Annotated in this window: 14 protein-coding genes and 1 pseudogene; 3 read left to right on the forward strand and 12 right to left on the reverse strand. The window is 36.8% G+C overall.

Features of this window, described 5'->3' with window-relative positions; translation table 11 throughout:
* Positions 1–48: 48 nt before the first annotated feature.
* The gene (gene rpoN / locus KO561_RS16775; protein WP_231094460.1) at positions 49–1,386 is read left to right on the forward strand and encodes an RNA polymerase factor sigma-54; all 1,338 of its coding nucleotides are present in this window, start codon (positions 49–51) and stop codon (positions 1,384–1,386) included.
* Positions 1,387–1,612: 226 nt separating this feature from the next.
* The gene (locus KO561_RS16780; RefSeq protein ID WP_231094461.1) at positions 1,613–3,370 is read left to right on the forward strand and encodes an IS1182 family transposase; all 1,758 of its coding nucleotides are present in this window, start codon (positions 1,613–1,615) and stop codon (positions 3,368–3,370) included.
* Here KO561_RS16780 and KO561_RS16785 read toward each other — a convergent pair.
* Positions 3,312–5,004: pseudogene (locus KO561_RS16785) on the reverse strand (peptide ABC transporter substrate-binding protein). The gene KO561_RS16780 and the pseudogene KO561_RS16785 sit on opposite strands and share 59 nt — an antisense overlap.
* Before the next feature lie 392 nt (positions 5,005–5,396).
* Here KO561_RS16785 and KO561_RS16790 point away from each other — a divergent pair.
* Complete coding sequence (locus tag KO561_RS16790; protein WP_231094463.1) at positions 5,397–6,455, forward strand: M24 family metallopeptidase; 1,059 nt, start codon at positions 5,397–5,399, stop codon at positions 6,453–6,455.
* A 391-nt stretch (positions 6,456–6,846) separates the two neighbouring features.
* Here KO561_RS16790 and KO561_RS16795 read toward each other — a convergent pair whose 3' ends face one another.
* From KO561_RS16795 to KO561_RS16845, 11 genes are all read right to left on the reverse strand, one after another.
* Entirely contained in the window at positions 6,847–7,098 is a 252-nt protein-coding gene (locus tag KO561_RS16795; RefSeq protein ID WP_231094047.1) for a hypothetical protein, read from the reverse strand.
* Positions 7,073–8,308 (reverse strand): IS91 family transposase, encoded by a 1,236-nt coding sequence (locus KO561_RS16800; protein WP_231094048.1) that lies wholly within the window; start codon positions 8,306–8,308, stop codon positions 7,073–7,075. Before KO561_RS16800 ends, KO561_RS16795 begins: the two co-directional genes overlap by 26 nt.
* Before the next feature lie 138 nt (positions 8,309–8,446).
* A complete protein-coding gene (locus tag KO561_RS16805) occupies positions 8,447–10,102 on the reverse strand; it encodes a DUF4127 family protein (RefSeq protein ID WP_231094465.1) in 1,656 nt (551 codons plus the stop codon).
* 18 nt (positions 10,103–10,120) lie between these two features.
* The gene (locus tag KO561_RS16810) at positions 10,121–11,713 is read right to left on the reverse strand and encodes an FAD-dependent oxidoreductase (protein ID WP_231094466.1); all 1,593 of its coding nucleotides are present in this window, start codon (positions 11,711–11,713) and stop codon (positions 10,121–10,123) included.
* A 26-nt stretch (positions 11,714–11,739) separates the two neighbouring features.
* Positions 11,740–12,558 carry a carbohydrate ABC transporter permease gene (locus KO561_RS16815; RefSeq protein ID WP_231094467.1) on the reverse strand — a complete coding sequence of 273 codons (819 nt, stop codon included), beginning with the start codon at positions 12,556–12,558 and terminating at the stop codon, positions 11,740–11,742.
* A complete protein-coding gene (locus KO561_RS16820; protein WP_231094469.1) occupies positions 12,548–13,492 on the reverse strand; it encodes a carbohydrate ABC transporter permease in 945 nt (314 codons plus the stop codon). The genes KO561_RS16815 and KO561_RS16820 overlap by 11 nt, the downstream gene beginning before the upstream one ends.
* A gap of 4 nt (positions 13,493–13,496) precedes the next feature.
* Positions 13,497–14,198 (reverse strand): hypothetical protein, encoded by a 702-nt coding sequence (locus KO561_RS16825; RefSeq protein ID WP_231094471.1) that lies wholly within the window; start codon positions 14,196–14,198, stop codon positions 13,497–13,499.
* A 68-nt stretch (positions 14,199–14,266) separates the two neighbouring features.
* Positions 14,267–16,678: a DUF4127 family protein gene (locus KO561_RS16830; RefSeq protein WP_231094472.1), complete on the reverse strand. Its 2,412-nt coding sequence runs from the start codon at positions 16,676–16,678 to the stop codon at positions 14,267–14,269.
* 342 nt (positions 16,679–17,020) lie between these two features.
* On the reverse strand, positions 17,021–18,298 hold the full coding sequence (locus KO561_RS16835) for an ABC transporter substrate-binding protein (RefSeq protein ID WP_231094474.1): 1,278 nt from the start codon (positions 18,296–18,298) through the stop codon (positions 17,021–17,023).
* 99 nt (positions 18,299–18,397) lie between these two features.
* Positions 18,398–19,105, reverse strand: coding sequence for a response regulator transcription factor (locus KO561_RS16840; RefSeq protein WP_231094476.1), 708 nt, complete (start codon positions 19,103–19,105; stop codon positions 18,398–18,400).
* On the reverse strand, positions 19,083–20,855 hold the full coding sequence (locus KO561_RS16845) for a sensor histidine kinase (RefSeq protein ID WP_231094478.1): 1,773 nt from the start codon (positions 20,853–20,855) through the stop codon (positions 19,083–19,085). Before KO561_RS16845 ends, KO561_RS16840 begins: the two co-directional genes overlap by 23 nt.
* Between the last annotated feature and the right edge of the window lie 218 nt (positions 20,856–21,073).

The raw sequence follows: 21,073 nt of genomic DNA on the forward strand, positions 1-21,073 counted from the left end.
ACATTAAAATATATTAGAAGTGTATTTTCTAAAAAGGGGGGAGATCACATGTTAGATTTAGGGATATTTCAAGAACAGAAATTGAAACTTGCGATGACAACCGAAATGAAGCAAGCTATATCCATTTTACAATTCTCGTCACTTGAGTTAGCTGAATTCGTTAAAAATGAGGCGTTAGACAATCCTTTAATCGAATTAGAAGAACCACAGTTACAAATGGAAGGGCGAAATTATTCTCATAAAAAAAGCTCTGTAGGTGGTTCTAGCTACCAATCCCCACTGGACTTTTTTCGTTCTAAAGAAGGAGATTCCCTCCACGACTCTTTAATCAGTCAAGTTTCTTTTTTGTCATTGTCTAAACAGGAAAAATATATAGTGGATTACCTTATATTAACCTTAGATGAAAACGGCTACCTTGCAGAGGAGCCACTAGACAGTGCGAGCCATCTTCGCGTGTCCTTGCAAGATGTGCAGCATGCTATTAAAATCATTCAACAATTAGAACCTATTGGAGTAGGTGCCTCCAATCTAAAGGAATGTCTTTCTATTCAGATAGACTACTATTACCCTAATCATAAGGATGCCCAAAATGTCGTCCTATACTATTTAACTGAACTATCGATGAGAAATTGGAAGTTAATCGCCAAGGAACTCCACATCTCTTTGAACAGGGTCAAAGAAATTTTTGAAATCATTCAAACCTTAAATCCAAAACCAGGCTCCCTTTTTGACAACCATATAAAAACAAACTATATTATTCCAGATTTACATATCCAAATTTTAAATAACAAACTGACTATTCAAGTTAACGATAAAGTTATGCCTAAAATAAGTGTTGCTTCCGACTATGAACCCATGCTCCATACTTTTTCAAATAAACAAAATCCTACAGCAAAATACTTGAAAAACAAGTATAAACATGTGATGTGGTTAAATAAAAGTATAGAACATCGAAGAATTACTCTTTTCAATGTAATGAAAGCGATTACTTATAAACAGATGGATTTCTTCCAAAAAGGACCTAGTCATCTTAATCCGCTAACCTTGAAAGAAATAGCCAAAATATGTGATGTACATGAGTCAACTGTAAGTAGAGCAACCAATAATAAATATGTTCAAACTCCATTTGGTGTCTATGAATTAAAACACTTCTTCTCTTCTGCTATTCAACTATCAAATGGTCTGACCACCTCCTCCTATACGATTAAACATATAATGAAAGAACTAATTGAACGTGAGGACCCTACTAAGCCAATGTCTGATCAAAAATTAACTGTACTTCTAAGAGATAGGAATATTTTAGTCTCAAGAAGGACGGTAGCTAAGTACCGTGAACAGCTTGGTATCCCTTCTTCTACCAATCGTAGAAGATCCATTTCTTATTAAAACCTTACTCAACGTAAAAACCGAGTTCACCTTTATGGAAGCTCGGTTATATTTTTCATAAAAAAGAGGCTGGGACAAAACCCAGTAACTAAAAAGAGTGGCACCCACACCATAAACCAGTGAGTGTCACTCTTTTTTTAATAAAATCCCAAAAAAATGTACGCAAAAAGGATACCTTCTGATAATGTTAAAGTTACCACACCCAAACAGAATCGGAGGTATCCTTATGTTTAAACAGTATAACATGAATCAAGTCATTTTGCCGCTAGATTTGGAAATCAAACTACAGGAAAACGATATCGCCTATGCCGTCCATGATGTCGTGGAAGCTATTCCAGATGAGGCATTCACTGGATTTCTGCGTGAAACGGGATGTCCGGCTTATCATCCGCGCATGATGATGAAAGTGGTTTTATGTGCTTATACGCAGTCGGTGTTCTCTGGCAGAAAGATCGAGGGATTACTGAAAGACAGTGTCCGGATGATGTGGCTGGCCCAGGGGTATGAACCAAGTTACCGGACAATTAACCGTTTCCGTGTCCATCCGGAGGTAAAGGAACTATTGCGTCAGTGCTTTGTCCAATTCCGTTGTCAGCTTGTCCGGGAAAACGTCATCGAGGAAGAAGCCATTTTTATGGACGGAACGAAAATCGAAGCGAATGCCAACAAGTTTACGTTTGTCTGGCGCAAAGCGACGGAAAAGTACAGTTCCCGTTTAGTGGAAAAGTCTAACCGGATGTATGAAGAACTGTTGGAGAAAGAAATCATTCCGGAAATAGAACGGGAAAGTATGGAGGAACTATCCAGCCAAGAACTCGAAAAAGTGGTGGAAAAGCTGGAGGAGACGGTTGGTGAATATGATAAAAAGATAGAAGCAAGTGAAGACGTAAGCGAACGGAAACAGCTTCGTTCTGAGCGCAAAACCCCTAAACAATACGGCAAGCAATTCAAGGATTTTGTGGTGCGCAAACAAAAATACCAACACGATATGGCCATCTTCGGAGAGCGCAACAGTTATTCGAAAACGGATCACGATGCCACCTTCATGCGCATGAAGGATGATTACATGAAAAACGGCCAGCTCAAAGCCGGGTATAACGTGCAACTTGCGACAGAAGGACAGTATGCGCTCGCTTATGACGTGTTTCCGAATCCAACGGATACGCGTACCTTCACACCTTTCCTGGATAACATTGAGGAACACTTCTTTGACCTACCCAACTATATTGTCGCGGATGCCGGCTATGGGAGTGAACAAAATTACGAAGACGTCATCGAAAATCGGAAACGCACGCCATTGATTACGTATAACCAATACCGGAAAGAAAAGAAAAAGAAATATAAGCAGGATGCCTTTAACGTAGCCAATTGGCATTACGATGAGATCGAAGATGCGTTTACGTGTCCAAACGATAAAAAATTAACATTCCGCTATCTATCCAATCGAACAGACCGATATGGTTATACAAGAACATATAACGTCTATGAGTGTGAGGACTGTTTCGGTTGTCCGTTACGTTCGCAATGTACGAAAGCGAAGGAAGGAAACAATCGAAAGATCTATTATAATGAAAAGTGGGAAAACCAAAAAGCATATACGAGACAGCAGCTTTCGGAAAAAGAAACGGGGAAAATCTATGGCAAACGCAAAATAGATGTAGAACCCGTCTTCGGATTTCTGAAGGCTAATTTGCGTTTCACCCGTATGTCGGTGAGAGGTAAAGAGAAAGTAGAAAAGGAACTGGGATTTGCATTCATGGCGGTAAACTTGAGAAAGTACACGGCCATGAATGCAAATCCAACCATAGATGGTGACCATAATTCAAACCAAAATGGTTCCCATCATCGAAAACCGATGATGGGAACCATTTTTAGGTTATTCTTGGCTAGTTATGTCCCAGCCTCTCCTTTTTTTCAGGGAATACTTATTTCCCCTCAATATAAGCCCATTTATAACTTGCGAATACCCCGAATGGGTGTGTAACGTAGCCCTTCACATAAGGTTTCTTTAATAATGCCTGACCGTTTTGATACATTGGAGAAATGGCGACATCTTCTTCAATTAGAATTCGCTCTGCCTCTTGAAGGTTTTCCCATCTTTGCTCGAAGTCTGTTGTATTTTTCGCACCCAACACTAAATCATCAAATGTCTCATTTCTATATGCAGACCAGTTATTTGGACCTTCTGACAAATACAAATCAATAAATGTCATCGGATCTTGATAATCAGGACTCCAACCAGAATAGGTTAAGTCATAGTCCATACTAGATTCTTTTGCCAACTTTTGCTTATTAGGTTGTTGATCAATGGAAATTGTTAGACCTGGAAGATTCTTTTCCAATTGGTTTTTAACATAAGACGATACCGCGCCCCTTTCATCACCATCATAGCTCAATAATTCTAATTCAATGCTATCTACACCAAGCTCTTCTAAACCTTTTTCCCAATACTTCTGAGCTTCCTCCACTCCGCCAGTATTAAAGCCTTCATAGTTATCTCTGAAATCTTCACCAGCATCATTAAAAGCGAATTCCTTAGGTACTAAGAAGTTGGCTGCAATAGCACCATTATTCAGAATTGTTTCTGCAGCTGCTTCCTTATCCCATATCGATTGCTCTCCGGATATTTTCATTTGCTAAATATTCATTTTGTTGATTCATTCGAATGAAGAATACTTCTGGCTTTAGGAGAGGTTGATATTCATCACTACTTGCATACTGACTGACGAACTCACCAGTAATCTCAGTTAAATCAATTTCCCCCGTTTCATAAAGGTTCACTCTTGTCGCTACATTTTCAGCAACCTTTACATTAATGGTATCTAATTTAACAGATTCGCTATCCCAATATTGATCATTCTTTTTATAGGTCCATCCTTCACCATGATTCCATGAATCTAGAACAAACGGTCCATTATATATTAGGTTTTCTGCCTCTAGAGCATATTGATCACCCTGTGATTCCACAAATTCCTGATTTTGTGGAAAAAAGGTTGCTGTAGAAATTAAGCTTACAAAGTAAGGGACTGCGTTCCTTAATTCAACTTCAAATGTATAGTCATCAATAACTTTAATACCTAATTCGTCAACCTTTCCAAATAAAGAATCATCCTTATCTTGAATAGCAGCAGCATTTTTTATATCATTAAAAAGGTAAGCGTACGGTGACATAGTATCCGGATGAAGTGACTTTTTCCATGCATATTCGAAATCATTTGCTGTTACTGGAGTACCATTCGTCCAAACAGCATCTTCTCTTAAATGAAAAGTGTACGTTTTTCCATCCTCTGAAACATCGTAGCTTGTTGCCATACCAGGTACTGGTTTATCATCCTTTCCAAGTCGATAAAGACCTTCCATGACATTGTTTAACGTTTTACCAGATAGTACATCCATTAATCCCGTGGAGTTCATTGTAGGGATATCTCCACCCTCAACCAAGTTTAACACTTGTGAGCTTTCTGATTCAGATCCTGCTTTAGGCTCCTCCTGGTCGGTTGCCGTTTTTTCATCTGTCTTAGTAGAACAACCAACTAAAATTACAATCATTAAAAGAAGCACACACAAAATTGTTCCTCTCATTTTCAAACTAATTCTCCCCTTTTTAATTAATTTCATCTTGAACTGTTTGACTTACATGTCTGAAAATAATTACTAAAGATGAAATTACGGTTTGATAAAATTTTTAAAATTTGGAACAAGGAGCTCCTGTTTTATTTGCCTCCTTCCCGATTAGTGAAAAGCTATTAATGTCCCGTTATAGAACTTAAAGCAAGTTTTATGCCAAAATACTGCTTATACAAAGAAAGCTACATAGGGAATGATTTGAAAATAAATCTCTTATTAAGACGAACTGAAAATCGTACAAAAATTTAAACATGTAAACTTAATTTTCTAACTATTTATACAATTATGTGAACATGATACAAAATCCTTCTATACGATTAGCTTTTTGTTGGTATGAAACTTGCATGATTAAATATGAGTACATAAATAAGGAGATGACTATTGTGACAATTCTACAAAAAATAAGAAATACATTTAAAGATTACGAGATTGATGGCTTAATGATTACCAATAGCTTTAACAGAAGATATGTAACCAAGTTCACAGGAACTGCTGGAATCGTTTTAATTTCAAAAGAGAAATCCCTTTTATTAACAGACTTCCGTTATATGGACCAAGCAACCAAGCAAGCAAAAGGATTTGAAGTAGTTAATGCGGGCCGAGACATTGATAAACTTGCTAAGTTGGTCCATCAATTAGGGATCAAAAAATTAGGATTTGAATCGAAGAATATTTCCTATGATGACTTTCATACATATAACGAGGCAATTGAATCCGACTTAATACCTGTAACCAATTTGTTAGAACCTATCCGTTCGATAAAAACGCAAGATGAAATAGACTGCATAAAAGAGGCAGCCAAAATAACGGATGAAGCATTTACTCATATTTTAAATTTTATAAAGCCTGGGGTTAAGGAAATAGAGGTTTCCAATGAAATAGAACGTGTCATGCGTGATAATGGTGCTACATCATCCGGTTATGACATGATTGTCGCTTCGGGTTACCGTTCCTCCCTTCCACATGGAGTTGCCAGTTCGAAGGTAATTGAAAAAGGCGATTTGGTCACTTTGGATATAGGTGCCTTATATAATGGCTATCGTTCTGATATGACAAGGACCGTCGCAGTTGGGGAAATTAGTGATAAATGGAAAGAAATCTACACCATCGTGAATGATGCATTGACCATTCAGATTAACGGCATCAAAGCCGGAATAACTGCCCAGGAAGCAGATGCCTTATCACGAAATTTCATTGCTTCCAAAGGATACGGTGAGTACTATGGCCATGGATCTGGTCATGGAGTTGGATTAGAAATTCATGAACTTCCTTTTATGTCCACAACATCTAAGGACATTATTGAGAAAAATATGCTCATCACTATTGAACCAGGTATTTATTTACCAGATGAGGCTGGTGTCAGAATTGAAGATGACGTACTGGTTACCGAATCAGGGTGTGAAATCATTACTTCCTCTAGTAAGGAGCTTCTTATACTTTAAGGGATATTTGTATGGCAAGGAATATATAAAACTTTATAACCTTTTATAGCTACAGATGCTAAATTTGTGCGAAAAAGTGGTTCTATCTTAACGGTATATTCCATTTCATTAGATGGATTTTTCCATTCTATAGAAGCAACATCAAAAAGGGTTGCCCAATTGTACAAAATGGGCAACCCTTTTATCTATCTTACTTAATAGTCCGCTATAATTACTAAGCGATTCAACTCTCTGACATCTGTTTTGAAACACCTTTAGTTTTGTGAACTATGTTAGAAAACAGAAATACAACCAAACCAATACTCAAAATGTCCGCAGTCAAATCATAAATATGCGAACCTCTCGGAACAAAATCGCTAACGCGACTAAGTTACGTCCCAAGTAGAACTATTTACTTGGGATTTTTTCTCGCTTCAATCATAGTGCCATTACAGTGAGGACAATGTAATTCAACTTCCTCACCATTATTTTTGTCTACGCTAAATTCACCGATGATGTACTCAGGTACTTCATCAGTGTCGTTACAATCTAGACACTTGAATTGAACAGTCTTTATCTCTTCGTTTAATCCAAATGGATCCTCTTCTTCCAACCATTTATCTAATTCTTCTGATGGATTATCCTGCCTTTTTTGGTTTGCCAATTCCGTATTTCCTCCTTCTTTCCATCTCTATATCCTCCATATAGTGATATAACCAACCGTAATCAGAATGCCATATTCCCACAAGCTCCATCTGTCGATGGCAATGTGGACATTCAAATGGATCCTTTTCAAAGGATTCAATCATACGTTGTCGATAGGTTTTCTTTTTACGTTTTTTCTCTAAAAGTAATTCTATCTGTTTCGTTCTCATAAATGCATGCAAACTTAATATTTGTTGTGCCTTATGATGAGACCTTCTACTATACAACCCAAATCTTCCTACCATTCTAAAATGTTTTGGTGGAACGTGTTGAAGTATTTCAAATATGAATCTATACACAGGAATTCTCTTATCCACTCGTTTACCTGTCTTATGGTCTTCATACCAGTAATGAACACTCTTACCGTCGTACTCTTCTATTCGATATTCTGCAATAGCTGGACGAGCTAAGTATCTTCCAATATATTTAGCCACTGCTTTCGCATTTGTCATTTTCTTCTCAGCATTAACATAAAAACCTTTCGGATATCTTTGATATAACTCATTTATAAGGTTTATTACTTTTTGATTATTAGGAAACCATTTTTTTAATAAATCTAATACTACTTTCTGCCATGACTTTCTCAAATAGTCATATGGAATATAACCATTGTTCACCCATTCATTATTGTTATCTAGTGCACCTTCCGTAACTAATGCATGTATATGTGGGTTAAACTTTAAATCTCTACCAAATGTATGTATTACTGTAATGATTCCTGAACGGAATCCTCGCTTTTTACTTTTTTGATAGTTATGGTATTGGAAAACTTCCGAGACTTGTTTACTCAATTCATTAAGCTTTTTACGATCATCATAAAATACTTTTCTTATCTCTTGAGGGATGGTGAATACCATATGACGATGAGTTACATTGAAGATCATTTCCTGTTGTTTGTCTGACCAATCATCGGTGTATTTTTTACCGCATCGATGACATAGCCTACTTTTACAAGTGAAACAAACAAATTTAGGCATAGGATTTCCTTCACATCCTAGACATTCATATCGAGCATAACCTAAATCAGTAGTACCGCATCTAATTGTCTTTTTCACTGTTTCTTTAATATGACTACGATAAGACTCGGGAAAACGAGTAGAATGTAATTCCCAAAAACCTGCAAAGTGATCTTTTAATATTTGTTTAACAACTCCAGAACCTTTACTCATCTTCTTCTCCTCAATAAAAGATAATAAAATTTTAGCATAAAGTTATCCACAACTAACGACTTTTATAATTTCCTAGACAACAAAGAAAAGCTAACAAAATAATATAATTTTGCCAGCTTATAAATAGTGATATCGTTGTTAGTCCAACTCTAACTCAGTCTCTAACTCAGTTTCAAAAGTTCTTGGCCATGGTAATTCAACATGAACTTTTTCAAGATCTTTAATAGTACTATAAAAATCTTTATTACCTCTTGAACCTATATATACTTGCTTACCATCAAAGTACTCGTACCATTTCTCCGTTTCACTTATCAATTTCTCTTTCACAAATTGATTTACTGCCTCATAGTTTTCTCCTAAATTCCATTGATTTGCCCCTATGTCCGCAATCAATTGGTTAGCACCTGGCATAACTACATTCTTATACCCTTGGTCTAGTGCAAAACGGTGAAGGAGAAATTCATAGTTTGCTTCTGCTGTTTCCTTATACACTGGCACTCCAAAACCTGATGTTTGTTTTAAAAATGCGTCTCTCGCTGCAGCGTGACCGACTGTTATGCCAAGTGCATTCCCTGCAGTGTTCCAGCCACTATAAGAAAGAAGCATTGTTAAGTCTACGTTGTTAGCCAGTTGCGTAACAAAATTCTCATCTGCTCGATTAACGAGGAGTACATCACCTATTGCCACTTGTTTCCTTGAATCAACAAGATTCTTTATTCTCTCAACCATATTGGCAATATCCTGTCCCCTATCACTATCCTCTTTGGAAGGAGTATTTAACATCAGATGTATGTCTGCCTCAGACTGTTTTTTCGTAATTTGAGCTCCTGCCGATACGATGTGCCTTTCTACATTTTTGTCAAAGGTTGTATCTTCAAAAGGAGCAATCCAATCCTTACCATGAACACCACCATATTCAACATAGAACTTTGGTGATTCTTCAAATATTGCATTAACAAATCGTGAAACTAGAACTACATCTACTTCGTCTGCACCAGGGAACACCGAAACACGATCATCTACCTGTAATGTCTCCACCTTATCCAATAACCTTTCACGTTCTGAGCGGTGAAGACCATACGGAGCAGCATCATCTTGGGCGAGAATAAGATAATCAATATAATCTTTATCCACCCAATCAATCAATCGCTTATTAATTTCATGGTTCCTATTTCTTGCATTTAAATAATCTTCTAGCACATCATCTGGTATGATAGCTTCTAATTCTTCTAGCCTCGGCCGATCTTCTTCGAATCCTAAATTATGCACTTTATCATAGAGAATTGCCCACTCTCTAATTTGAGAATAGTATTTCGCGTAATCCTCACTAATCGCTGTAACCGCTAGACGTTGAATCATATCATAGACATATATTGGTTTATCGGGGTATTTTTCCTTCAACTCTTTGATTACCTGAATATTCTCTAATGCTTTTTCCTTAGTCTGTACACCTGTTCGTGATGCAATTAATCCTCCGTATGCTAACATACTACTTGATATTACAAACCCATCTGCCTGTTCCGCATTTGCCAACACCCATTCACTAATTTCCTGGCCTTGACCTGGGTTGTCATAAAATCCTATCAAGTCTTTAGGTGGGGTAAGGATGTTAACACCCGCTGTCTTACCCACTTGTTGTGGAAAGTATAAATTTGCAGGCCTATCATCAAGGGGTACCATTAATAGGTTCGCAAGAGGTTTTTTTGAACCTTTCGCATCCACAGTGGTAACTACTGAGAATAATAAACTCATAAACAAGGCAAAGACTGCACTTAATCTAATGAACTTCTTCATAAATTCACTCCCTATTTATTATTTACCAAACGTTTCTTCCATCCTAGCAATTGGATCATCTTCAATGGAATCATCCCAATCAACAACTTGACCTGCTTTCAGAAGCTCCTGTTTTAGTGTTTGATAGTCAATGTCTTGAACACTGGACTTATTCTTCAATGCTAATGCTGCAGCTACACCTGCAGACTGTCCTAGAATCATAAAGATTGGTTCCATCCTAATGGAACCATAGGCGATATGAGAACTGGATAGACATACAGGAATTAATAGATTCGTACACTCTTCTGCTCTTGGACGGATTGCTCGATAAGATATGGGATACGGAGAGATGGCTATTTCTACATCGCCTTCGTTCACACATCGACCATCTATTACCACCCTTCTACAGTTGTGCGAGTCCATATGGTAGGAAGCGAGCCCAATGGAATCTTCAACGCTAGTATGTCCTAGACAATTATTGTCCGTCATTACATAGTCCGAGATCATCCTCCTTCCTTCTCTAATGTATAACTGATGGGGCCAATTGCATGTATCTTCAAACTCATCCTTTGGCAAGCCCCATTTTGAGACTTCTTCCTGAATTGCTTTTGGAACTCTACTATCATTTGACAAAAAGTACAACATACCAAGGTCATAGGTTACATGATCCTGAAAGATTTTTTCTCTTGTCTCATAACTACCTTCTGGCCATTCATAATTCATCCCTATATTATCTGTTGATATTGCACCATGATTATTCAAATCTGTCTTACCATTAGGTATTTTTGTATGGAGGTTCATTGCATCCCAAAAACCAGCTTTTATATACCTTAATAATAAAATATAGCGATTTGGATGATAGTTAGGAGGCTTAGGAAAAGGAACTCTATTATTCTCCTCCTGAGTTAGACAAATACGGAAATTGTAAGCTTGTATTCTTTTATCCCCTTGACCATTGTAGCCCAATAGCTCCATATCTGTTTCTGTTATACCAGGAAGATATCCACTATCTTTGTTCCCTTCCACCAAATATGGATCTATCCATTTCTCAAACTTATGATGAGGGCTACCAAATTGAATTCCATTATACGTTTCTTTATACGTGGCGTTTGATTCTCGACCAACAAAATAGGAAACGCCAGCTTTTGACAACAGATCTCCTTCGTAAGAAGAGTCAATGAATATATTACCTTTATAGACAGTACCATCTTCCATGGTGATTTCCGTAATCTTTCCACCTTCTGTTTTCACACTATCTAAATATTGATTAAAGTAGACATCGATATTGTTTTCTTTTACCCACTTTTCGAACACATACTTGGCTACTTTTGGTTCAAAAGTTACTTGCATATCTTTTCCATAATACTGTCCAATCTCTCGGTAAAATTCATTGGAAAGTCCACCAACAGCAGCTTCTGCCCCCAAATCAGTGGCACCTAACCCGCTGGCAGACATGCCTCCTATCTTTCTACCGAATTCTGCAATTGCTACAGACAAACCTAACCTTTTAGCTTGGACCCCTGCAGTTATTCCAGCAGGGGTAGCTCCATAAATGATGAGGTCTTTTTGAACAGTTTCGGGGTTAGAAGATTTTTCTACCTGTTTATAGTAATAAAGATTCTCAAAGCTCATTCACACATGCCTCCTAATCTCTCTTTTTACTTAATACTTCCTGCCGTCATTCCTTCAATAAATTTCTTCTGCGCAAAGAAGAACAGGATTAATAACGGAATGGTAACTAGAGTCGTTGCACTCATTAAGTGGTGCCAGTCAGTTCCTGCCTCATCTGTGAAAAGAGAAAGGCCAACCGGAAGTGTCATTAATTCTCTAGCGTTTATAAATATCAATGGATATAAAAACTCATCCCAATTAGTCAAAAACGTAAAAATGGTTAATGTCGATAAAGCAGGAACAGATAAAGGGAGCATAATTCGCCAATATATCTTGAACTTAGAACATCCATCTACTACAGCCGCTTCTTCTAATTCCTTAGGAATAGCAAGGAAGAATTGTCGCATTAAGAATATCCCAAAAGCCCCCGGCGCCCCAAAAATAGGCAGTAGAATGAGTGGGATATGGGTGTTCACCCATCCTAAATCACGCATAAATAAAAACAACGGTATAATCGTTACCTCTGGAGGGATCATCATTACGCTAAGCAATAGAAGAAATACAACATTTCTGCCTGGAAATTTAATTCTTGCAAAAGCATAGCCCGCCATTGAGGAGAACAATAAGACAAATATTGTCACCAATACTGCTATATAGATACTGTTCCAATATTGCTTAAGGAAGGTCATCTGACCTAGCACTTCAGTGTAATTCTCCCACCTAATTGGATTCGGGAAAAACTGGGTAAAGATTCTAGTAGGCTCTTTTAATGACGTGGCAATCATCCATACTAATGGACCTACCATCAGTACTGTTATTAAACTAAGCGCGATATATCTGAATACTAGTAGCTTCTTATTCCTCATGGAAAACCCACCTCTTTCTAACTACCCATGACAATATGGTAAACGCAAGTAAGATAAAGAATAGAACGAATGCTAATGCGGAAGCATATCCCATATCAAAATGCCTGAATGCCGTCTCCCATATGTAATAAACAAGAACCTTTGTACTGTCGACTGGTCCACCACGTGTCATAACATAGACCTGCCCAAAGATTTTCATTGCACCTATCGTAGTGATAATCATCGTTAAGAAAATCGTTGGAGTTATAAGAGGCAGAGTAACACTCCTAAATCTTCTGAAGGCAGATGCTCCATCCAGTTCCGCGGCCTCATATAATTCACCAGGTACTTGCTGCATAGCTGTTAAAAATAAAATCATATTTAGCCCTACATTTTTTAATACACTGACCAAGATAACGGAAGGTAATGCGGTACTTTGATCCAAGAGCCAAGACGGACCTTGAATACCAATCAAGTCTAGCAGTTGATTGATAAACCCGAGTTCAGTAGCTAGTAGGTTTTTCCAAACTATTGCCCAAACAATTAATGATGTGACTACAGGTACAAAAATTGCGGTTCTAAAGAAACCGACTCCAATAAACTTTTCTTTCAACAATCCAGCTAAAAACATAGCCAGTATAATGTTTAAAGGGACTAATCCTAAGCTGAATAATATGGTTACATTTAAAGAGTTTAGAAAAGAGCCATCTTGCCCCAATGACTGATAATTTTCTAATCCAATAAAAGTTTGCTCTCCTAGTAGCGGCCATTCGTGCAAACTCATAAAAAATGCATAAACGAGAGGACCAAACATAAAGATTGAAAACCCTAAGAACATGGGAGAGATAAATAGCCATCCAGCTATAGAATCACTTAATTTATTGCTAAAAGGTTTCTTTTTCTTATTTATCAAAAATTTACTTTCGGTTGAGAGGTTGCTATTAGATGTAGCCATCGTATCATCCTTGTGTTAAAGCAATTTTTTCTATATAGTTGTGAAACTCAGAAACAGTGCTATATATCGACTCAGTAGTAGAACCTACTGTTACAGCCCCTAGCATTACAGCATTTATTCCTATTTGATTCAATATCGTTAAATCATCTGGTACTAGCCTTTTTTGTGATGGTACAATTAATGGAAGTCTCGTATCGTTTCTATAGTTCTTATAAGCGAGCATATCGGCGAAGTTGAGTCTTTCACCATAGTTCGCTTTATTTACAATGGATAGCTCGATTGCTTCTATCCCGAATTCCTCCACGTTCCTAATGTCTGAAGGAGCATAACTATGATCAATTGCTACTGTCTTTTCAATATCATTCTGTAGTACCATTTTGGAAGGAATATCTTTTGCATAAAGCGAAAAATAATCAAAGCCGATTTGCTTCAATTTATTAGTACTGATTTGATCCACCTCATCAATGACGTCCCCTATAACAATTCCCATTGGACCTGCGAACTCTTCCCTAACCTTCTTAAATAATTCCGTGTAATCATCTAGACTTTTAAAGTGATTTCCACTTGCGTGATGGTCCACATTAATATGAAATTTAAGTCCATCCGCTCCAGCATTTATTGCTGCTTCAGCTAAGTCCCAGCGATTATCAGGCAAACTAACTATGATAGGCATCTGACTATTTTGTATAATGTTTTTTATACTCATTTTCTTCTCTCCTTTGAATTCATGCCTCTGGTGTGCTCTTCACACACCAGAGGATTATCAATCATTGTTTATTTCTTATACACTTCCATTTCATAGATTCTTACACGGCCATCTGATGTATTAGTAATCTGTAAACGGACAGCTTCAGTTTTAACCATCTCGAATTCATGTTCCATTATCGTTCTTTTATTGCCGGTAACAACAACAGTATCCTTCCAGTTTCCATTTTGGAGTGTCTGTATTTTATAATCGATTATTGGATATCCTCTATATCCGACTATTTTCACTTCGTTTACTGAAGTGGGTTTTGGAAATGTAATCTTTAACCAATTTTCCTCATTTTTATTAGAAATCCACCTACTTCTAACGTGAGTGTCATTTCCATCATTGGCATTATCTGCTGTATAGGCATGAAAGTGACTGCTTGCCGTGGCTTTGCCCCCCTCTGTTTGTAAAGCAAGGTTTGTATGCTTGGGCGTTATGAAAAATGGTTCATTAACATCCCTTGCTTTTAAGCCTGATGTCTTGTTATTTCCATTTAAAAGCTTATAATTTACTTTTGACCATAGCTTATATTTCTGTTCAGGAGTTACATCCAATGGCATATCTATGTTGAAGGTCACTTCACGTGTTTCTGTTGGTCCTAGAATAAAACTGTTCTCTTCTGAAAAAGCACCCCATCCATTAGGCAACTCCAGAGAAACTTCTGTTTTAATCGATTGTTCATGTTTGTTCGTAACTAGGACTTCAACTTGATGTGATTCTTTATCTAGTGCGATAACAGAATCATAAGGAATTGGTGTATTACGAACCAACTTTTGCTTGTGTGAAGGAGTGGTTTCTAGTTCCAATTCAGGATATGCAGCCAATTCCGAATAACGATTCCAAGGAAGATACATATCCCAATTACTTAGGCCAGTAATTATTCCATTGATTTCATTATTTCCTCCAAGAGAGGTGTTTTCTCCTAAAAAGTGTTCTTCATACCACTTCTTTGCGTACGGTTTTGTATTAGTGACCGCAAAGTTATTCACTTCTTCAAAGTGAGTTAATAATCGTTGGGGATCGTCTCCCAAAGATTCAGCTAGATTCCTGGCATCTGTACGAACGTTATTTCGATATCCCTCTTCATGAACCAAGGCCTCTAATAAAAGCTCTAAATGTGACTCCGCGGAATTCCTGAGAACATTTAAATTACCTTGTTCAACCGAGTGTGTTAATCCCCATCTGGTAAAAGCCTGAGTTATTGAAACACCAACATTCCATCCGGAATATCCCATTACATCTGCAAACTGGATTCTTTTATCCAGTAAATCTACCAACTCTTTATCACTTCTTCCAGCACTTGCATCATCACCAATTGTCACATTATATCCTCTACCAATATACTCATATATTTGATCAGCAAATGATTTAACTTTTCCTACCCCGCCTGTATTTGCCATCAGAACTATATCAGCTTCTTCATGGTTATTTACTATTGATCCACCCAATATAGACACATAATTCTTAATCACTTGGCTATAAGGAATATTTTGATACGGGGCGATCCAATCTTCACCATTAACATGAGAATATTCAACCGATACTTTGGGCTGTAAATCAAACTTCTCCATCATCAACTTGGTCATGAGTAAGGATCCAACAACATCTGCTCCTGGCATAATAATAATTTTATCGCTAACACCTAACTTATGAATTCTTTCCTGCAAGGCTATATGCTCAGGGCGGTGTAGTCCATAGGGATCAGCATCATCCTGTCCAATCACCAGGAAATCGATAATTCCCTTTTCAACCCAATCAATCATTAATTTGTTGATTGCAAGGTTTCGTTTACGTGCACGCATATAATCTTCTAACAACTCTTTGGGAATACTTTCTGAAAGCTCCTCATATCTGTCAATCAGTTTCTTATCATTCATACCCAGATTTTCTATCTTATCTTTAAGAATTGACCATTCCCGAATTTCGCCCGCATAGTTCCCTGGGTAATCTCTTGTAGGGGAAATAGTCAATCTCATTAGCACATCAAAAGCGTATATTTTCTTATCCGGATTCTGTTCTTTCACCTTTTTTATTGCCTGTAAGTTCTCTTTTGCTTCCTCTAGCGATACTTCTCCATATCTGGAATTTATGAGACCACCATATGCAAGCATTGGAACGGCAATTACAGAAGCTGAGGTTTTCTTTGAGTCCTTAACCAACCAATCCCCTATTGCCTCTCCCTTCCCAGGCGTAAAATAATTTCCTAGTAAGTTTTCATTTGGTGTATTAGCCTGAAATCCTCCAATTTCTGCTAACTTCTTTGGTGTATACAGCGGGAAAGGTCGATCATCTAACGGGACATATGAAATAGCATCCTTAGATTGATTCGTTTTCTTAGCATTTATTACATCTCCAGGAATTGTAGTTGTTACCAAACAAATCACTACAACGATAGTTAAAAACTTTCTAAAATCCATTACCTTCTTAATTTTCATCTTTTAATCGCTCCTTTTTAAACTTAACGGATGGATCTTATTAATCATTTCCTATCCTTTTATACGCAACCAATAAGACATCAGTATTTTTCACTGTGCAAACCTTAGGTTGTATAAAGTATGTCGTTTAAAATGGCGAATAAAGGTGATAACCCATTTTTCAAAAACGCCTAATAAAGAAGACACGGTCCAGAAATGGGCTTTATGCCCATTTCATATAGAGACAATGTCTTATCCGGAAGGCGATCTTAAATAATTGGTTACCAGATGTAAAGTTATATAATGTCTCGCACAAAACCTAATCCGGCATATTATTTGATTTACACACTATAATGCAACTTCCTATTCTTGCAAAATAACATTTACGTCTTTTTCCATCTGCTCTAGAATTTCTTCAGGTGAAGCAGATTGTGAATACAGTTTATCAAACCCATTTATGATTTCACTCTCAATCTTCGTCCAATCTTCATGCAACGGATAAGTAAATCCATTGTCCATCTCATTGATAAGTGCCAATTCGATGGATTCACGTGGTGGATTATTTGGTACATTTACAAACTCATCCGATTCAAGGACACTCTTTCTGGGCGGAACAAAGAATGCGGACTGGGCTTGGATACCTGTTTTACTTCCAAGAAACTTCAGAAGTTTTTTGGCTTCTTCAGGATGTTCACTTCCTTCAAACGCAACAATTCCTGCTTGACCTAAAAGTGGAACTCTTCCTTCTGGTCCTTTTGGTAAAGGCGCGATGTCCCATTCAAAATCAGTTATCCCTCGTACGTTTGCAATGTAACTATACATAAATGGGAACATTCCAACTTTTCCACTCTCAAATGTAATATTTTCACCTGGTGGTACATGAGAATTATCTTCAAACATCATTCTGTTTAACATCTCAAAAGTAGCGATTCCTTCCGGAGAATTCCACTTAAACTCGCTCATGTCATCGGAAAACATTTTCCCTCCATATGAGAAGGTATGAGAAGGCATAGTCGCAAAGTTAGTCCACTCATTAAACAACCTTGCTCCATATTGTCTATCGCTTCCTTCCCCCTTAGATAATGCCTTAGCAGTTTCTTGAAACTGTTCCCAAGTCCATTCGCCCTTTTTAGCCAATTCATTTGGAGTTTCAAGACCAGCTTCCTCAAACATTGTCCTGTTAACGTACATAATCATTGGTGGCGTGGAAAAAGGCAATCCCAATAACTTACCGTCATGCTCCCACAATTTGAGTGTTGAAGGAATGTAATCTTTAAAGTTAAACTCTTCATCATCACGGAAGTCCGAGATGTCTCGTAAGATGCCGTTATCAACAAACTGAGGAACCATCCGTTCAGCTACCCACCCTACATCCGGTAGTTCGTTACCAGCTGCTAAAACAGAGAGCTTTTGCTGATAATCAGCATGAGGTATGCTTTGAATTTTCACTTTAATGTTTGGATGTTCCTTATAGAACTCTTTAAGTAAATCCTCGTACATTGAGCTGTGTTGATCATTACCCCAAGTAGTAAACGTTAGTTCCACTTTTTCATCACTGCTACTCTTACTCGTTTCTTCTCCATTGCAGGCAACTAAAAACATTAAAACAAAGCCAAATAAGATTAAAAAGTACTTTTTCATTCTCTTTTCCCTCCCCTTTATCAAAAGATTATCAGGTTTGAAAGCGCTTTAATATTACAGAATATTAAGAAAAGGTTTGTAAAATTAAGATTCCTAACTTTACAAACCTTTTCTAAATTGTTGTGGTGTTTTTCCGATTTGTTTTTTAAATAAGGAAGCAAAATGCTTTGCATTGGAGTACCCCACCAAGTGAGAAATATCATATATTTTCAAGTTGGTTTCTTTTAATAACTCCTTAGACTTTTCTATCCTTTTGTTCAATATGTATTCAGATAGGTTAGTATTTGTCCCTTGTTTAAATAATTGACTGATGTAGTTCGGATGCAAATTTAGCAAGTTTGCTATAAAACTTAGAGATAAGTCTTCCTCTAAATGGGTTTCTATAATATCTGTAATTTGGCGAATATGATCATACCCCTCCGTGTTATAGGACTTTTCTTTATCCTGCCAAATTGCATCCAATGTACTCGCTAACTCCCTTCTGTCTATAGGCTTTAATAAGTAATCCTTAACTCCAAGTTTTAATGCTTCCTTTACATAAATGAAATCATCATGGCCACTAATTATTATTACTGGCAGGTGGGGGTACTTCCCTTTTAGAAGGGATATGAACTCAATTCCGTTCATACGAGGCATTCTAATGTCTGTGATAATTAAGTCAGGAACCTCAATATTTACAATTTCCAAAGCCTTTTCACCGTTCGAAGACTCCCATAACACTTTATACCCCATGATAACTTCTTCCAATAATGTTCTGACTCCTTGCCTAATAACTTCTTCATCTTCAATTAGCAAAACTTTTTTCATGACGATCACCGCCTTTAAATGGCATGATTAATTCAATTCGCGTACCACCACTTTGTTTAGAATTAATACTCAACTTACTTCTATTTCCATAAAATAATGTCAATCTCTTATTTATATTTGTTAATGCAATTCCATTTTTCATACTCTCCTCTTCTTCACTAGACATGGATGATTCATCCTGCTCTAGCGTTTGCAAAATACTTTGAAGCTTATCTGTCTCAATACCTGCTCCATTATCCTCAACTGATATTACTACATAACCCTTGTTCAATCTTGCTGATATAAAGACCCGTATTCTTTCAATACTATCCTTAAATCCATGTTTAAAGGTATTCTCTACAAGTGGCTGCAAGATATATTTCGGAACCATATAATCCATGACAGCTTCATCTATCTCCCATGAAACTTCCAGAGCTTCTCCTAATCGGCGTTTCATTATAGACACATAGGTACTAGTAAATTTTATCTCTTCCCTGAGTGTTATTTGCTGTTCCTCATTCTTTAATCGGTATCGTATTAATCTACCAAGTTCTGTTATCATATCTGACAATTCCAATTGTTTATTTTTGATAGCTTTCATATTAATGGATTCCAGTGTATTAAATATAAAATGTGGATCCATTCGTGATTGTAATGCTTTATATTCTGATTCAGCATTACGCCTATTCATCTCATACACTTCTTCAACTAAATGGTTTATTTCCGATAACATATTGTTATAGGCACCACTTAACTCAGCTATATCACCATTCGATTTATTAACGTTTATTTTGTTAAGCTTTTTATCCCGATGAAATTTTTTAATATTATTCTTTAAGGCTTCCAATGGACGAAGCAAGTAATTAGAAACATAATAGGACAGTCCTATTGTAATAATGATACATAATACAATGATAGTAGTTAAAAGCTCATTAAACTTATTAATCTCTCTATATAAATAACTCTTTGGTATAACGTTACTTATACGGAGATCCGTTTCATCTGATTCATGAGATACACATAAATATTGTTCACCCGTTTTTGTGTCCTTAAGCCACTGCAGATTAGTTCCACATTTAGTTAGCAAATTATTCATTTTCTTTTCGAACAAAGGGACACCTTCACTAAATATCTGCCAATTTTCTCCTGGTAGCCTTTCCGTAATCTCACTTAAATACTCCGGAGAGAAATCCACTTTAATAATTCCGATATCCCTATGATTAGCAGGATCCTTTAATAATCTTATAAAACTGACATATTCTCTAATATCGTTTCTATAATAGGTTTCGGATTTTTGTGGGTATATGACCCAACCACCATTTTTCTTCTTTACTTGAGAAAACCATTCTTGGTTTTTCAAATTGATAGAGTCCTGGATACTAAAGTCATCCATATGGCTAAATATATGACCATTTTGTGTAAAGACATGGATACCATGGATCTGTTCCTTGTTAAAAATTATTCCTGATAAAAAAAGCGAAAAAACATTGGTGTGATTATGATTTGTATAATAGGCTGGGGAAGTTTGATCATATTGTCTTAATATATCTATTAAATGTCGATTGTATAAAACTGACAATGTGGAGCGCGCAGAATCTTCTATCAATAAGTCTAGGTTTTGATTTAGCTGTACAATAGAATTCTCAACATTTGAGATTACTTCATTACTCTTAGAGGATATAAAAACTTCATGGACTACTATCCAAATTACTAGTAGAGGAATCAGTACTAGGAATGCAAAAGTTATAAAAATTTTATGTCTTAGAACCATCTACCAGCACCCCTTTGACACACTAATCATGTAAGCGTTTTCCTTTATATTAAAACAAAACCTTCCACTTTTACAGGTTTAATGGAAATTTTGATAAAATACTTTATATTGGATGATACACTTACTAACCAATCGTATTCGTCAAAAAGAGACATTCTCTCACGAATGTCTCTAGCTAGTTATGTTATAAATATGTTTTTGTGCAAACCCGTAGCTGG

It is taken from the genome of Radiobacillus kanasensis (assembly GCF_021049245.1).
GTDB lineage: Bacteria > Bacillota > Bacilli > Bacillales > Amphibacillaceae > Radiobacillus > Radiobacillus kanasensis.

Coding starts and splice junctions, on each gene's coding strand:
- rpoN (WP_231094460.1), top strand. CDS start 49: ATGTTAGATTTAGGGATATTTCAAGAACAGAAATTGAAACTTGCGATG.
- KO561_RS16780 (WP_231094461.1), top strand. CDS start 1,613: ATGTTTAAACAGTATAACATGAATCAAGTCATTTTGCCGCTAGATTTG.
- KO561_RS16800 (WP_231094048.1), bottom strand. CDS start 8,308: ATGAGTAAAGGTTCTGGAGTTGTTAAACAAATATTAAAAGATCACTTT.
- KO561_RS16805 (WP_231094465.1), bottom strand. CDS start 10,102: ATGAAGAAGTTCATTAGATTAAGTGCAGTCTTTGCCTTGTTTATGAGT.
- KO561_RS16810 (WP_231094466.1), bottom strand. CDS start 11,713: ATGAGCTTTGAGAATCTTTATTACTATAAACAGGTAGAAAAATCTTCT.
- KO561_RS16815 (WP_231094467.1), bottom strand. CDS start 12,558: ATGAGGAATAAGAAGCTACTAGTATTCAGATATATCGCGCTTAGTTTA.
- KO561_RS16820 (WP_231094469.1), bottom strand. CDS start 13,492: ATGGCTACATCTAATAGCAACCTCTCAACCGAAAGTAAATTTTTGATA.
- KO561_RS16825 (WP_231094471.1), bottom strand. CDS start 14,198: ATGAGTATAAAAAACATTATACAAAATAGTCAGATGCCTATCATAGTT.
- KO561_RS16830 (WP_231094472.1), bottom strand. CDS start 16,678: ATGAAAATTAAGAAGGTAATGGATTTTAGAAAGTTTTTAACTATCGTT.
- KO561_RS16835 (WP_231094474.1), bottom strand. CDS start 18,298: ATGAAAAAGTACTTTTTAATCTTATTTGGCTTTGTTTTAATGTTTTTA.
- KO561_RS16840 (WP_231094476.1), bottom strand. CDS start 19,105: ATGAAAAAAGTTTTGCTAATTGAAGATGAAGAAGTTATTAGGCAAGGA.
- KO561_RS16845 (WP_231094478.1), bottom strand. CDS start 20,855: ATGGTTCTAAGACATAAAATTTTTATAACTTTTGCATTCCTAGTACTG.